Origin of the sequence: Bradyrhizobium sp. CCBAU 53340 (assembly GCF_015291645.1) — a bacterium.
Classification (GTDB): domain Bacteria; phylum Pseudomonadota; class Alphaproteobacteria; order Rhizobiales; family Xanthobacteraceae; genus Bradyrhizobium.
This window is the reverse complement of the sequence record NZ_CP030055.1, coordinates 5,473,963-5,487,344: the sequence shown is the minus strand read 5'-3', so window position 1 is coordinate 5,487,344 and position 13,382 is coordinate 5,473,963. Positions and strand designations below refer to the sequence as shown.

The following is a 13,382-nucleotide window of genomic DNA, read 5'->3' as shown; positions in this document are numbered from 1 at the left end:
CGGGAAAAATGTCACGTCGCAGGCCGGCTTGAACCCAATCTTGGCGTAGCAACGATTGGCAATCTGTGGCTCCGACATGAAAGAGCCCGCGACGGATTGCTCCGCGCGGGCTCTGTGAATTTTCGATGATGGCATTCTGCCAGTGTTTTGCCCGACGTGTCAAAACGGAAAAATGCGGCGGGCAGGGGGATGCGTCGACGCTGCAAGCGCCTGCTTGGGCGCAACGCGCGAAATTGCCAGTCGCTTCAATGCCCCCGCTACTGCGCATGGGGTTGTTTTCGAAGCTGTTGCTTTGAGGGCGTCTCGACGCCCGCGCTTCAGCGCCGGCCGCGCGGCGTCTCGGCCTTGGCGGGCGCTTCGGTCTGGGGTGCGCAGGTCGCAGCTTGCAATGAGCCTTGCGCCTGCGGCATCAGCCCGGGCTCGGCGGCCAGCGCCTTCATCAGGATCAGGCCTGTCGTCGTCGGGGAATCGATGATCAGGCGGTCGGCCGCGGTGATCTCTTCGTCCTCGGGCAGGGCGTTGTGCTGCGCTTCCGTCATCAGGTCGAGCTCGATCACCTTCTTGCCGGCCGAGCGATCGTTGATGGCGTAATAGGCGATCTCGTTGCGGGTGTAGAACGACACCGAGGTATAGGCCTGGCTCACCGGCACGGTGAGTTTGATCGGACCGCCCGAAAGGTCATAGCGGCAGATCGCGAGCGCAAAGGCCGGGTCCATGAACGGCATCGGCGACGTATTGGGATCGGCGAGCGGTAGCTGCGTCACGCCGTTGAGCTTGGTCATCGGCGTCAGCCGCGAATAGGCGTCTTGCGTTGCGATCCGCGGCAGCGCCAGTACGCTGACGAGATGGACCACGAGGCCGAGCACCACACCGGCAACAATCGTGAATACCAGGCGGATCATGAGCAGCCCACCGTCGCGATATTGGGCATCGGCGCGTCGCGCTTGGTGCGCGTCGCCACCCCGACCGGCGTATCGTAGAGACGGAACATCAGCGCATAGCGCTCGATGCCGCCGGTCGGCAGCCAGTTGCCGGCACGCGAGCGTGCGGCGATGTGGATCTCGAAGGTGCCGTCGGACTGGCGCACGATCTCCTGGCTGGTGAAGCCGTAGCGCTGGAGCGAGTTGGCAACGAGGTGGCCCTTGCGGTCGTACAGCGTCAGCGTCCAGAACCGGGCCGGCGGCGTGACGCCCGAGACGACGACGTCGCAGCGGCCGTCGAGCGCCTTCTTCTTGTCGTCGGTGGTCGCGGTGAAGGCGACGCCGTCGCCGGTGCCGATCGGCAGCTCGCCGTTGCGCACGATGGTGGCGCGCGAATAGGGATCGACATCGGCGGTGCCGGTGCGCGGACGCGCGGTCCAGGCGCCGATGGTCAGCGCGCCGATCTCGGTGCCGCGCGTCGTCGTCATCCAGGTGGCGCCGACGCCGACCACGGTCGCGAGCAGGAGGGCCGTCAATGTGATCAGGAGCAGCCGCACGGGATCAGATCAGTTCTTGCGCGGGGTGGACGCATTGGCGTTCTCCTCGGCCGCATAATTCTGCGGGAAGGCAAGCGCGCTCGTCGACGATGCCGGCTTGGCCGGCTGGCTGTTGTTGTCGGTCGATTTGGTCGCGGTCCTGGCGGCCTCGTCGAGCATCTTCTCGACGCGCACCAGGATATCGGCGCCGCGCTTGGTCAGCACCGGCGGCGGACCGGGCTTGGTCTCCAGCACCTTCGGTGCCGCATTGGCTTGCGCATCCCTCGGCTGCGGCGGCAGCTTCTGGCCCATGCCAACGCCGGGAATTTCCCTGACCTCGACGCCCTGATGTGCGGCGACCATGATGTCGTGCCAGGTCTGCGCCGGCAGCGAGCCGCCGGTCATGCGATTGGTCGGCGAGTAGTCGTCATTGCCGTACCAGACCGCACAGGTGAAATTGCCGGTGTAGCCGACGAACCAGGCGTCGCGATACGCATTCGTCGTGCCGGTCTTGCCGGCGGTCGGAATGCCGTCGAGCGCGGCGCGGCGCGCGGTGCCTTCGCTGACGACGTGGCTCATCATGCCGGCCATGTCGGCGGCGATATTCGCAGGAATGGCCTGCCTCGGCTTGGGGCCGTCGCGGTCCCAGCGCCAGACCAGATCGCCGGCGCCGGTGCGCACCTCCAGCACCGAATGCGGCGTCACCGCCTTGCCGCGGTTCGGGAAGGTCGCATAGGCGACGGCGTGCTCGAGCACGGTGACTTCGTCCGAGCCGATCGGCAGCGACGGCGTGTCGGGCAGCGGCGCCTTGATGCCGAAGCGGCGCGCGACCTCGACGATCTTGGCGCGGCCGATCTTGGCCGGGTTCGGCGCTTTCGGCTGTTCCTTCTGGCCGATCGCGATCGACAGCTTGACCGGGACGACGTTGATCGAGCGCGTGATCGCCTGCGTCAGCGTCACCGAGCCGGAATAGGAGTGGCCATAATTCTGCGGGCACCAATTGCCGATGCAGACCGGGCCGTCGACCACGACCGAGTTCGGCGTGAACCCGTTCAGCAGCGCGGTGGTGTAGACGTAAGGCTTGAACGAGGAGCCGGGCTGGCGATAGGCGTCGGTGGCGCGGTTGAACTGGCTCGCGCCGTAATCGCGGCCGCCGACCATGGCGCGGATGCCACCGTCGAGATCGGCGACGACGGTCGCAGCCTGGGTTGCGTGATAGTCGCGGCCGAACTGGCGCAGCTGGTTCTCGATGGCGTCTTCCGCGGCCTTCTGCACGTTGGTGTCGATCGCGAGGCGAACGACGAACACGCGCTCGGTGTAGGATTTCGGGAACGTGTCGACCAGCTTGCGCATCTCGTCGAAGGCGTAGTCGAGATAATAGTTCGGCGAGGCCTCATCGCGCCGGTCGACCGCGAAGGCCGGGTTGCGGCGGGCGCCGAACACCTGGCCCTCGGTCATGAAGCCGGCATCGACGAGGTTGTCGAGCACGACGTTGGCGCGGGCGCGGGCCGCCGGCAGGTTGATGTGGGGCGCGTATTTGGTCGGCGCCTTGAACAGGCCGGCGAGCATCGCGGCTTCCGCCAGCGTCACGTCGCGCGCGGACTTGTTGAAGTAGAAATGTGCCGCGCCGTCGACGCCGAAGGTGCCGCCGCCCATATAGGCGCGGTCGAGATAGAGCTTGAGGATCTCGTTCTTGGTCAGGCGCCATTCCAGCCAGACCGCGAGGAAGGCCTCGTTGATCTTGCGCTCGATGGTGCGCTCATTGCTCAGGAACAGGTTCTTGGCGAGCTGCTGCGTGATCGAAGAGCCGCCCTGGCGGACGCCGCCGGCCTGGGCGTTGGTGACGAGGGCGCGAGCGGTGCCGGCGACGTCGATGCCGAAATGGTCGTAGAAGCGGCGGTCTTCGGTGGCGAGCGTCGCCTTGATCAGCACGTCAGGAAAATCTTCCAGCGGGATCGAATCGTTGTGCTTGATGCCGCGGCTGCCGATCGGGTTGCCGTAGCGGTCGAGGAACGTCACCGCGAGGTCGGACTTCTTCAGCCAGTCCTCGTCCGCGGTCTCGCGGAAGGCGGGGATGGCGAGGACCAGCATCAGCACCATGCCGCCGAGGCCAATGGTGGCGGCTTCCGACAGCGGCTCGATGAACACCCAGCGCTTCCACCGCCCGACATAGAAGCGGTCCATGAAGGTCGAGTAGCGCTCGTAGAGCTCGCGGATGCCTTTGGCGGAGGAGAACAGCGAGGAGTCGATGCGCGCATCGAGGTCCAGGAAGAAGTTCCGGACTCTGCTCTTCCAATTGGATGGTGTGTTCTGGACCACCTAGAACCCTTGAGGCTCGCTTCGAAAGCGTTCAAGCACCCGGCCGGGGCGGCATCGAGACGTCTTGCGGGATTGTTGCGGCAAACCCAAGGCGCCCGTTTCGCGCACCTCAGGCGGACTTGCTGTTCTTCTAGCCGAGCGGGGCCTATAAACCAATGGTCAGGCTCGCAATTTTGAACAACAGACCTAATTGAACCCCGGTTCATTACGGGTCTTTCGAGGGCGTTGCTTGCAGCTTTGCGACGCTACCCCCTAGATGGCGTTGGCCGCAGCTCTTTGGATCAGTAACAGGCGCATGACCGCAGCTCGTAAATCACCGTCGGATCAGGATGGATTCTTCTGGAAAACCAAGAAGATGGAGGATATGTCGCGGGCCGAATGGGAGAGCCTGTGCGACGGCTGCGGCCGCTGCTGCCTGAACAAGCTCGAAGACGAGGATACCGGCGAGATCTATTTCACCGATGTCAGCTGCAAGATGCTCGATTCCTGCTCGGCCGGCTGCAAGGACTACGCGAATCGGTTCGACTACGTTCCGGATTGCGTGGTCATGACCCCCGCGACGGTCCGGACCCTGAAATGGCTGCCGCCGAGCTGCGGCTACAAGCTGGTGGCCGAGGGCCGCGATCTCTATTGGTGGCATCCTCTGGTCTCCGGCGACCCCAACACGGTGCACGAGGCCGGCGTCTCCGTGCGCGGCCGGGTCGCGGGCAGCGAGGAGGAGATCCCGGACGACCAACTGGAGCACTACCTGGTGCAATGGCCGGGCCAGCTGCCGAAACGGGCGCGCCTGAAGCGACGTCCCAAGGCCTGATCCGCCCGCCGTTTCTGATCACGTGTTCGGGATGACCGCAGTGCGGGACGCACCCATGCGCCGCGGTGCCTGCCTGAGAAGACCTTTGCTGTCTAGATTGGGTTCATAGAACGAATCCTTCGCGGCTTTGCGCCGCAACACGCTCGATCTGACAGCCCGAGATGAACCAGTTCACACGGCAGAGCAGCCGGTCTGCCGATATCCAGACATTGCCCGACGACATCGCCGAGGAATTGACCCGCCTTCCGGGCGAGGTCATCAGCGTCAGCGACGCGCCCCCGATCTCGCCACCGGCGCCGCTATCGTCAGATGAAGTGCGAACCATCGTCATCAGCCTGATGCTGACGATGTTCCTGGCCGCCCTCGACCAGACCATCGTGGCCACGGCGCTGCCGACCATCGGCCGCCAGTTCCAGGACGTCTCGAACCTGTCCTGGGTGATCACCGCCTATCTGCTCGCCTCGACCGCGGTCGCGCCGGTGTTCGGGACATTGAGCGACATCTACGGCCGCAAGGCCATGATCATCACCTCGCTCAGCCTGTTCATCGCCGGCTCGATCCTGTGCGCGATCGCGCCGAGCATGCCGATGCTGATTCTGGCACGCGGTCTCCAGGGACTGGGGGGCGGCGGCATCATGCCGGTCGTGCAGACCGTGATCTCCGACGTCGTTTCCCCACGCGAACGCGGCCAGTACCAGGCCTATTTCTCCAGCGTCTGGATGGTCGGCGGCATTTTGGGGCCCGTCATCGGCGGCGTATTCGCCGAGCATCTGCATTGGTCGATGATCTTCTGGATCAATCTGCCGCTCGCAGCCGCGGCGCTGGCGCTGCTGCTGCCGAAGATGAAGAAGATCCCGGTGTTCCACCGCAAGCGCAAGGTCGACTGGCTCGGCGGCGTGCTGCTGATGGCATCGGCCGTCGTGTTCATGCTGGTGCTGACCTGGGGCGGCACGCGCTATCCGTGGCTGTCGCCGACCGTTCTTGCCATGATTGGCGGCGCCGTCGCGCTCGTGCTCACCTTTGTGTGGCATGCGCGCCGCGCCGACGAGCCGTTCCTGCCGCTGCCGTTGCTCTCGGGTTCGGTCGCGCCATTCGCGCTGACCGCCGGCGGCTGCGGCCTCGGCGCCATTACCGGCCTCACGGTGCAGCTGCCGCTTTATTACGAGTCGGTCTACCATCTCAGCGCCAGCGAAGCGGGGCTTGCACTGATTCCGCTTGCGGCGGTCTCGACATGCGGCGCCGCGATCGCCGGCCGCACCATGGCGCGCGCCAGGCACTACAAGCGCGTCGCCATCATCGGCACGTCGTGGGCTGCGATCTGCGCGCTCGGCCTCACGGTCACCACGCTGCCGCTATGGGGACTCCTGACGCTGATGGCCGCGTTTGCGCTCGGGCTCGGCACCACCTTCCCGGTCTGTGTGGTCTCGCTGCAGAATTCGGTGGCCCGTCCGCAGGTCGGCACCATCACCGGCGCGATGAACTTCTTCCGCTCGCTGATGTCCTCGTTCACGGTCGCGGCCTTCGCCGCGATCCTGCTGATCGCACTCGGCGCCGACATTCCGCTGGCAGGCGAGCATCACGCCGCAGGCAGCATCCCCGCGATCCCCACTGAAGACATGCGGCATGCCTTCCGCTACGTCTTTGCGGCCGCGACCGCGTTGATGGCCACCGCATCGCTCTGCCTGATCATGATGGAGGAGCGGCCGCTGGCCGGTCCTTCCACGGGGCAACCTGTCGAGATGGCGGAGTAGGGAGCGCTAGCCGCTTCCATTCGCAAAGCCGCTCTTGCGCGGCAGCACAATCGTGAATTCCGTGAACTGGCCAGGCTCGGTCGCGACGTCGATCGTGCCGCCGTGCTGCTTCACGACGATGTCATGGCTCATCGACAGTCCGAGCCCGGTGCCTTCGCCGGCCGGCTTGGTGGTGAAGAACGGATTGAACATCTTCGCCTTCACCTCATCGGGAATGCCAGTGCCGTTGTCGCGGATGCGGATCTCGATGGCATCGCCGCGGTCGCGGGTCGTGGCGGTCACGATCGGCTCGTAACTGGCGTCGGCACGCGCCTGGCGCTTTGCCACCGCGTAAAACCCGTTGGAGACCAGGTTCAGGAGCACCCGCGTGATTTCCTGCGGGAACACTTCGGCGGAGCCTGCCGCCGGATCGAACTCGCGTTTCAGCGTCACGTCGAATTGCGGCTGCTCGGCGCGCGCGCCGTGATAGGCGAGGTTGAGGCTCTCCTCGACCAGCATGTTGACCTCGCTCAAGCGATGCTCGCCGCCGCCTTCGCGCGAATGCAGCAGCATGTTCTTGACGATGGAATCGGCACGCTTGCCGTGTTGCACGACCTTCTGCAGATTGTCCTTCAGCATCCCGGTCAGCTCGTCGACCTCGCCGCGGACATCGTCTTCGAGGCGGATCGGCGCAAGTGCCTCGCTCAGCTCGTCCATCAGCTCGGTGGAGAGCGCGGCGAAATTGTTGACGAAGTTGAGCGGGTTCTTGATCTCATGGGCGATGCCGGCGGTGAGCTGGCCGAGCGAGGCCAGCTTCTCGGTCTGGATCAGCCGGTCCTGTGCCGCGCGCAGATCGTCGAGCGACCTGGCGAGCTCGATGGTGCGGGTCTGAACCTGGTTGAACAGGCTGACATTCTTGACGGCGATCACTGCCTGGTCGGCGAACATCTGCAGCAGCCGCACATGATGTTCGGCGAACGCACCGGTCGTCCGCCGCGTCGCGATGATAACGCCTTTGGCTTCGCCCTCACTCATCAGCGGCGTGAACAGCATGCTGCGAAAGCCGCGCGCGCGGGCGACGCCGCGTGCCGCCGGCTCGAGCTCGGCGTCGGGCAGCTGCACCGATTCACCATTGGCCGTGAGCTGGAAGGCCGGGAACTGCGCGAATGGCACCGGGAACGAGGCCTGCAGCACGCGGTCGCCCTCGGGATCACCAGGCGTGAACGCTGCAAGATGCGCGGCGCCGTCGATATAGCGCAGCACCGCGGTGGAGTAGCCGCCGATCAGGCGGTTGGCGTTCGCGGCGATGGCGTCGAACACCGGCTGCACGTCGGACGGCGAGGCCGCCATCACTTTCAGGATGTCTGCCGTGGCCGTCTGCCGCTCCAGCGTCTCCTTCGTTTCGTTGAACAGGTTCGCATTCTCGATCGCGATCACGGCCTGGTCGGCAAAGGTCTGAAGCAACTGCACCAGGTCGGGAGCGAACGCGCCCGTCTCGGCGCGCGTGACGCTGATCATGCCGGCCGCAGTGCCGCGATTCATCAATGGCATGAACAGCACGCTGCGGAAGCCGCGCAACCGCGCCAGATTCCGGTTCAGCTCCGGAACGTCTTCAGCCTCGGCATCGGGAAACTGGATCGTCTCACCGCCGCGAACCAGCGCAAAGGTCGGAAAATCCTCGATTCGCCGCGGGAACGACGACTTCAGCCCTTCGTCCGCTTCCGGACTGGCCGGCGTGAACGCCACGAGGTGCAGCTCGTCGCCGATGAACTGGAGCACGGTTGCGGAGAAGCCGCCGAGCAGGCGCTTGGAACTCGATGCGATCGCCTCGAACACGGGCCGGGCATCCGATGGCGACGCCGCGATGGTCCGCAAAATCTCGGCGGTGGCGTTTTGCCGATCGCGCAGCCGAGCATTCTCGGCCGCGGCCGCCTGCAATTGCCGTTCGAGTTCGTTGGTAGGGGTGATCATTCGCAATCCGGCCTGATGCCGCGACAGGCGCGGCACGGAGCCGGATTATCACATCTCCTGCGGCCGGAGCCAGCGTCCGCGGCCTCGCGCTCCCCTCACGTGCCGGGCCGCGACACCTCGGTCTCCTTGCTGGTGATGAACTCCAGCAGCACAGGCACGCCTTCCCTGGTCTTCTGGATGCCGCGCTTGATCGCGGGGATGATGTCTTCGGGCCTGGTCACCCGCTCGCCATGGCCGCCGAAGGCGCGCGCCATTGCGGCATAGTCGCCGGAAATGTCGGTCGAGCGATACTTCTCGGTCGAGATCGGCATCACCTTCAACTCGATCGCCATCGAGAAATTGTTGAGCAGGATCGACATGATCGGGATGCGCTCGCGCACTGCGGTCTCGAAATCCATGCCGGTGAAGCCGATCGCCGCATCGCCCCAGACATTGATGCAGAGCTTGTCGGGCTTTGCCAGCTTGGCGCCCATGGCAAGGCCAAGGCCGTAGCCGAGTTGCGTCGTCTTGCCCCAGCCGAGATAGGAGAGGGGCGTCACCGCCTTCCAGAACGGCGAGAGCTGGTCGCGCGGGCTGCCGGCATCATGGGTGATGATGGTGGTGTCGATGTCGACGGTGTGCTGCAAGTCCCACAATACGCGATAGGGATTGAGCGGCGCATCATTGCTGGTGAGCTTTGGCATCCACTTCGCCAGCCACTCCTTGTGCGAGGCCGCGATTTCGGCCGCGATGGCCGACGCGTCGCGATCCGTGGTGACGGTCTTGTTGACCTCTTCCAGTAGCGCATCCAGCACAAGGCCGGCATCCCCGACGAGGCCGATCTTCGCCTCGACATCCTTGTTGAGATGGTTTGGATCGAGCGTCGAGTGGATGATGGTCTTGCCCTTCGGCATGGCGATGCCGAAGCTGGTCTCGGTGAAGGAGCAGCCGATGCCGAAGATGACGTCGGCCTCGGCCAGGAATTTCGGCACCGCGCGCGGCACGGCGAGGCCGCCCGAGCCGAGCGAGAGCGGATGCGTCTCTGGGAACGACGATTTGCCGCCGAGACTGGTGGTGACGGGGATGGCCAGTCGTTCCGCCAGCCGCTTCAATTGCGGCCAGGCCTGCGCATAATGCACGCCCTGGCCGGCATAGATCACCGGACGCTTGGCGTTGACGAGCAGGGCGGCTGCCTCCTTCACATGCACGGGGTCGGCGCCGTAGCGGGTGCGCAGCACCTGCGTGTAGTTCAGCGGCTCCGGCACCTCCTCGTTCCACATGTCGGAGGGGATTTCCACGATGACAGGCCCGCCGCGGCCGTTTTTCAGCTTGGTGAAGGCGCGTCGAAAGATGTTGGCGACCTCGGCGGCCAGGATGATCGGTTCGGACGATTTCGCAAACGGCTTCATCGCCTCGCTGGAATTGAAGTTCGGCTCGATATGCGCAAGCCGGCGCTGATAGCCCATCGGCAGCACCAGCACGGGCACGGATTCGCCAAAGCATTGCGCGACGCCGCCCATCGCGTTCTCCGCGCCGGGGCCATGCTGCATGCAGAACGCCCCGATCGTGCGCCCCGATGTGACGCGCGAGATCGCGTCCGCCATGTGCAGGCCGACGCGCTCCTGCCGCACCATCACGGGACGGATCTCGACCTTCGCTGCGTGCTCGATCAGGTGGTTGACGGGATAACCGCAGAGGATCTCGATCCCCTCGCGCCGCATGATTTCCGCGATGGCGGTGCCGAGCTTCATGGCGTCTCTCTCCCTGAGGCAGGCCGGTTGCTCCGGCCGATTGGGAAGAGAGGATCAGGAAAAACAGAGAGCGTAAAGCGGAGGTGGCAAGCGCCGCGGTAGGTCAGCCATGCAGCGAGATGCCACCCGTCCTATTTGCAGTTCCTGCAAATCGTCAGCTTGCGCTTCAACGCTTCGTCTTCCTGATCGATCGATGACTGCGCGTCGAGGCCAGTCGTATCCCGATTGGAGCCCTTCGCGGCGCGTGACCTCGCAGGCGGCGTCACGTGGCTCGGTGCGTCATTGTCGTCGGTGCTGGCACTGAAGCCATCGTAATCGGCCGCCGGGTTCGGTACGGCAGGTCCCCCGATCACAGGCAGCGGAGGCTCTCCGCCGGACGTCGCTGGCGCGCGGCTATCGTTGGTCACCAGGGCCGGCTCCCTCCTGGGCTTGGCGTTCTTGGCCACCGCGTGCGGCGGCGATGCATTGGGGGGCGCCAGCGAAACCGGCGGCGTGGCCGAGTTCCGTCCTCTCGCGCCATCCTGTGACCAGGTGCCGATCAAGATGAGGCTGAGAGCCAGCAGCAAATTGCGTCTCGTCTGCATCTTTCAAATAGCCTTATTTCAACGATTGACAGCCAGGGCTCATCGAGCCGCGTGGACAAGAATATCAGCCGTGACATGGCCGTCAAAGTTGACGGAAATGGGGGTGGGCCGAGCGGGATGTCGCTTTGTCGCGTGGAACGTTTGACCCACGTCAAGCCGGCAGCTGGTTGCAGCATGGCATGATGACGGTGGTGATGAGATGACGTGTCCTCATCGTGCAAGGACTCCTAGGAACTTCCATGAGATCGCCGGCGATGCAGGGGCTGACCGCGTCCGAAGCACAGGCCCGGCTGAAGGCCGAAGGCTTCAACGAGTTGCCCCGTACGGGCCGGCGGACGATCCTGCGCCTCATCGTCGAGGTGCTGCGCGAGCCCATGCTGCTGCTCTTGCTGGCGGGCGGCCTGATTTATTTCGTTCTGGGCGATCTTGGCGAGGCGCTGCTGCTTCTGGTGTTCGCATCGATCTCCATCGTCATCACGATCGTGCAGGAGGCGCGCACCGAACGCGTTCTCGACTCGTTGCGCGATCTGACCAGCCCGCGCGCACTGGTCATTCGCGGCGGCGAGCGCATCCGCATTCCCGGTCGCGAGGTCGCCCGCGGCGACCTGATCGTCCTCTCGGAGGGGGATCGCGTGGCCGCCGACGCCACGGTCCTTCGATCCGTCGATCTCCTGCTGGATGAATCGCTGCTGACGGGGGAATCGGTTCCGGTCAGGAAACAGGCCTCGCCGTCACCCGAAAAATTGCCGGCTCCGCATGCCGGCGGCGATGACCAGCCGTTCGTGTTCTCCGGCACAATGGTAGTTCGCGGCAGCGGGATGGCTGAAGTGACCTCGACCGGCGTCCAAAGCGAGATCGGCAAGATCGGACAATCGCTGCATTCGCTGGTAACGGAAGCGCCTCGCCTGCAACAGCAGACGACGCGGCTGGTGGCGACGGTTGCCGTCGCCAGCGCCTTCGTGATCGGATTGACCGTTCTTCTGTATGGGCTCTATCGCGGCGGCTGGCTGGAGGGAGTGCTTGCCGGCATCGCGCTCGGCATGTCGATGCTTCCGGAGGAATTCCCTGTCGTCCTGACGGTGTTCCTCGCCATGGGGGCCTGGCGCATCTCCCAGGCGCGCGTGTTGACGCGGCGCGCCTCGGCCATCGAGTCGCTGGGCGCCGCGACCGTGCTCTGCACGGACAAGACCGGCACGCTGACGGAAAACCGCATGACCGTTGCCCGCCTGGTGCTGCCTGACGGAACGCAGCACACGCCTGATACCGCGGCCCGCGCGGCGCCCGCTTTCAATCGGTTGATCGAGACCGGCGCGCTGGCCTGTGTGCGGGAGCCGTTCGATCCCATGGAGAAGGCGCTGCATTCGCTCGCCTCTGACGCCGGTGCGGGACGACGGCTCGTGCAGAGCTACGGCTTGCGTCCGGACCTGCTTGCCATGTCGAACGTGTGGTGCGGAAGGGACGATGATTGCGTTGTCGCGGCGAAGGGCGCGCCCGAGACGATCGGCATGCTGTGCGGAATGAACGCGGAAGAGTTGGCTGAATTGCGGGCCCGCGTCGACGCGCTCGCGCGGGAAGGGCTGCGTGTGCTTGGTGTGGCGCGGGCGAACTGGGCCGAGACCGATCTTCCCGAGGCGCAATGCGGTTTTCCTTTTCGCTTTTGCGGCTTGATCGGCTTTGCCGATCCTCCGCGGCCTGAAGTCAAGGACGCCATTTCCGAATGCCGCTCTGCAGGCATTCACGTGGTCATGATAACAGGCGATTATCCCGCAACCGCATCGGCGATCGCGACGCGGGCGGGCCTCAATCCCGAACATGTCATGACAGGAGCTGATGTCGAAGCCATGGCCGATGCCGAACTCGCCGGCGCGGCCCGGGGACGGGCCGTATTCGCGCGAATAGCGCCGGCCCAGAAGCTGCGCATCGTCAATGCGCTCAAGGACGCTGGTGAGATCGTCGCGATGACGGGCGACGGCGTCAACGATGCCCCCTCGCTGAAGGCGGCCCATATCGGCATCGCCATGGGCGGTCGCGGCACCGACGTGGCGCGCGAAGCGTCCTCGATCGTTCTGCTCGACGACGATTTCGGCTCGATCGTGAAGGCGATCCGGCTCGGCCGCCGGATCTACGACAATCTGCGCAAGGCGATGAGCTTCATCCTCGCGGTCCATATTCCGATCGCCGGACTTGCGCTGTTGCCGTTGCTCACAGGAATGCCGCTGCTGTTCGGCCCGGTTCACATCGCGTTTCTCGAGATGATCATCGATCCCGTCTGCTCATTGGTATTCGAAGCCGAAACCGAAGAGCGCGACGTGATGCGGCGGCCGCCGCGTTCGCCGGACGAGCCGCTGTTGACAAGATCGCTGCTGGTCTGGTCGGCGCTGCAGGGCAGCCTGGCGCTGCTCCTGACTGGCGCCGTGATGGTGACGGCGAACAGCTACGGCATGCCGGCGAACGAGGTCCGTGCGCTGACGTTCTTCTCGCTGGTGCTGGTGATCGTGAGCCTGATCTTCGTCAACCGTTCGTTCTCGAGCTCGCTGGTCGAAGCCTTTACCCGGCCGAACCGTACGCTCGTCGTCATCGTCATGTTCGTGACGTCAGTGCTTACTCTGAGCCTGGTGTGGCCGGCCGCGGCGGACCTGTTCCGCTTTGGTCCGCTGCATACGGATGATCTCGCCGTCACGGCCGTGGTCGCGCTCGTCTGTCTCATTTTGCTGGAACTGTCGAAATACCCGTTGCGTCGTCGGGCGCCGACTTCATGGCCGGCTTGAGCCGCGTGGCGCG

Annotated in this window: 9 protein-coding genes; 3 read left to right on the top strand and 6 right to left on the bottom strand. The window is 65.0% G+C overall.

Annotation, left to right across the window (positions count from 1 at the left end; translation table 11 throughout):
• Positions 1 to 317 precede the first annotated feature (317 nt).
• Genes XH89_RS25960 through XH89_RS25950 form a run of 3 tightly spaced genes read right to left on the bottom strand, consistent with a single transcriptional unit; the run spans position 318 to position 3,775 of the window.
• Positions 318 to 902: a DUF1254 domain-containing protein gene (locus XH89_RS25960; RefSeq protein WP_194463214.1), complete on the bottom strand. Its 585-nt coding sequence runs from the start codon at positions 900 to 902 to the stop codon at positions 318 to 320.
• Positions 899 to 1,477, bottom strand: a complete 579-nt coding sequence (locus tag XH89_RS25955; RefSeq protein WP_194463213.1) for a DUF1214 domain-containing protein — start codon at positions 1,475 to 1,477, stop codon at positions 899 to 901. Before XH89_RS25955 ends, XH89_RS25960 begins: the two co-directional genes overlap by 4 nt.
• A gap of 9 nt (positions 1,478 to 1,486) precedes the next feature.
• The gene (locus XH89_RS25950; protein ID WP_194463212.1) at positions 1,487 to 3,775 is read right to left on the bottom strand and encodes a transglycosylase domain-containing protein; all 2,289 of its coding nucleotides are present in this window, start codon (positions 3,773 to 3,775) and stop codon (positions 1,487 to 1,489) included.
• A gap of 295 nt (positions 3,776 to 4,070) precedes the next feature.
• Here XH89_RS25950 and XH89_RS25945 point away from each other — a divergent pair, with 295 nt between their 5' ends.
• Both XH89_RS25945 and XH89_RS25940 read left to right on the top strand, forming a co-directional pair.
• Positions 4,071 to 4,586: a YcgN family cysteine cluster protein gene (locus tag XH89_RS25945; protein ID WP_194463211.1), complete on the top strand. Its 516-nt coding sequence runs from the start codon at positions 4,071 to 4,073 to the stop codon at positions 4,584 to 4,586.
• Between the two features lie 161 nt (positions 4,587 to 4,747).
• The gene (locus XH89_RS25940) at positions 4,748 to 6,337 is read left to right on the top strand and encodes an MDR family MFS transporter (RefSeq protein ID WP_194463210.1); all 1,590 of its coding nucleotides are present in this window, start codon (positions 4,748 to 4,750) and stop codon (positions 6,335 to 6,337) included.
• A gap of 6 nt (positions 6,338 to 6,343) precedes the next feature.
• On the opposite strand, the gene XH89_RS25935 is transcribed toward XH89_RS25940, so the two are convergent.
• The 3 genes from XH89_RS25935 to XH89_RS25925 all read right to left on the bottom strand — a co-directional run bounded on the left by XH89_RS25935 (position 6,344) and on the right by XH89_RS25925 (position 10,583).
• On the bottom strand, positions 6,344 to 8,287 hold the full coding sequence (locus tag XH89_RS25935; RefSeq protein WP_194463209.1) for a GAF domain-containing protein: 1,944 nt from the start codon (positions 8,285 to 8,287) through the stop codon (positions 6,344 to 6,346).
• A gap of 95 nt (positions 8,288 to 8,382) precedes the next feature.
• Entirely contained in the window at positions 8,383 to 10,017 is a 1,635-nt protein-coding gene (locus tag XH89_RS25930) for a thiamine pyrophosphate-requiring protein (RefSeq protein WP_194463208.1), read from the bottom strand.
• A gap of 131 nt (positions 10,018 to 10,148) precedes the next feature.
• Entirely contained in the window at positions 10,149 to 10,583 is a 435-nt protein-coding gene (locus XH89_RS25925) for a hypothetical protein (RefSeq protein ID WP_371825176.1), read from the bottom strand.
• A 257-nt stretch (positions 10,584 to 10,840) separates the two neighbouring features.
• On the opposite strand from XH89_RS25925, the gene XH89_RS25920 reads away from it, so the two are divergent.
• Positions 10,841 to 13,369, top strand: a complete 2,529-nt coding sequence (locus tag XH89_RS25920) for a cation-translocating P-type ATPase (protein WP_246767623.1) — start codon at positions 10,841 to 10,843, stop codon at positions 13,367 to 13,369.
• Positions 13,370 to 13,382 lie beyond the last annotated feature (13 nt).

Bases quoted from the DNA above. Each gene is read 5' to 3' on its own strand.
- XH89_RS25960 (WP_194463214.1), bottom strand. From the start codon at position 902: ATGATCCGCCTGGTATTCACGATTGTTGCCGGTGTGGTGCTCGGCCTC.
- XH89_RS25930 (WP_194463208.1), bottom strand. From the start codon at position 10,017: ATGAAGCTCGGCACCGCCATCGCGGAAATCATGCGGCGCGAGGGGATC.
- XH89_RS25945 (WP_194463211.1), top strand. From the start codon at position 4,071: ATGACCGCAGCTCGTAAATCACCGTCGGATCAGGATGGATTCTTCTGG.
- XH89_RS25935 (WP_194463209.1), bottom strand. From the start codon at position 8,287: ATGATCACCCCTACCAACGAACTCGAACGGCAATTGCAGGCGGCCGCG.
- XH89_RS25920 (WP_246767623.1), top strand. From the start codon at position 10,841: ATGAGATCGCCGGCGATGCAGGGGCTGACCGCGTCCGAAGCACAGGCC.
- XH89_RS25940 (WP_194463210.1), top strand. From the start codon at position 4,748: ATGAACCAGTTCACACGGCAGAGCAGCCGGTCTGCCGATATCCAGACA.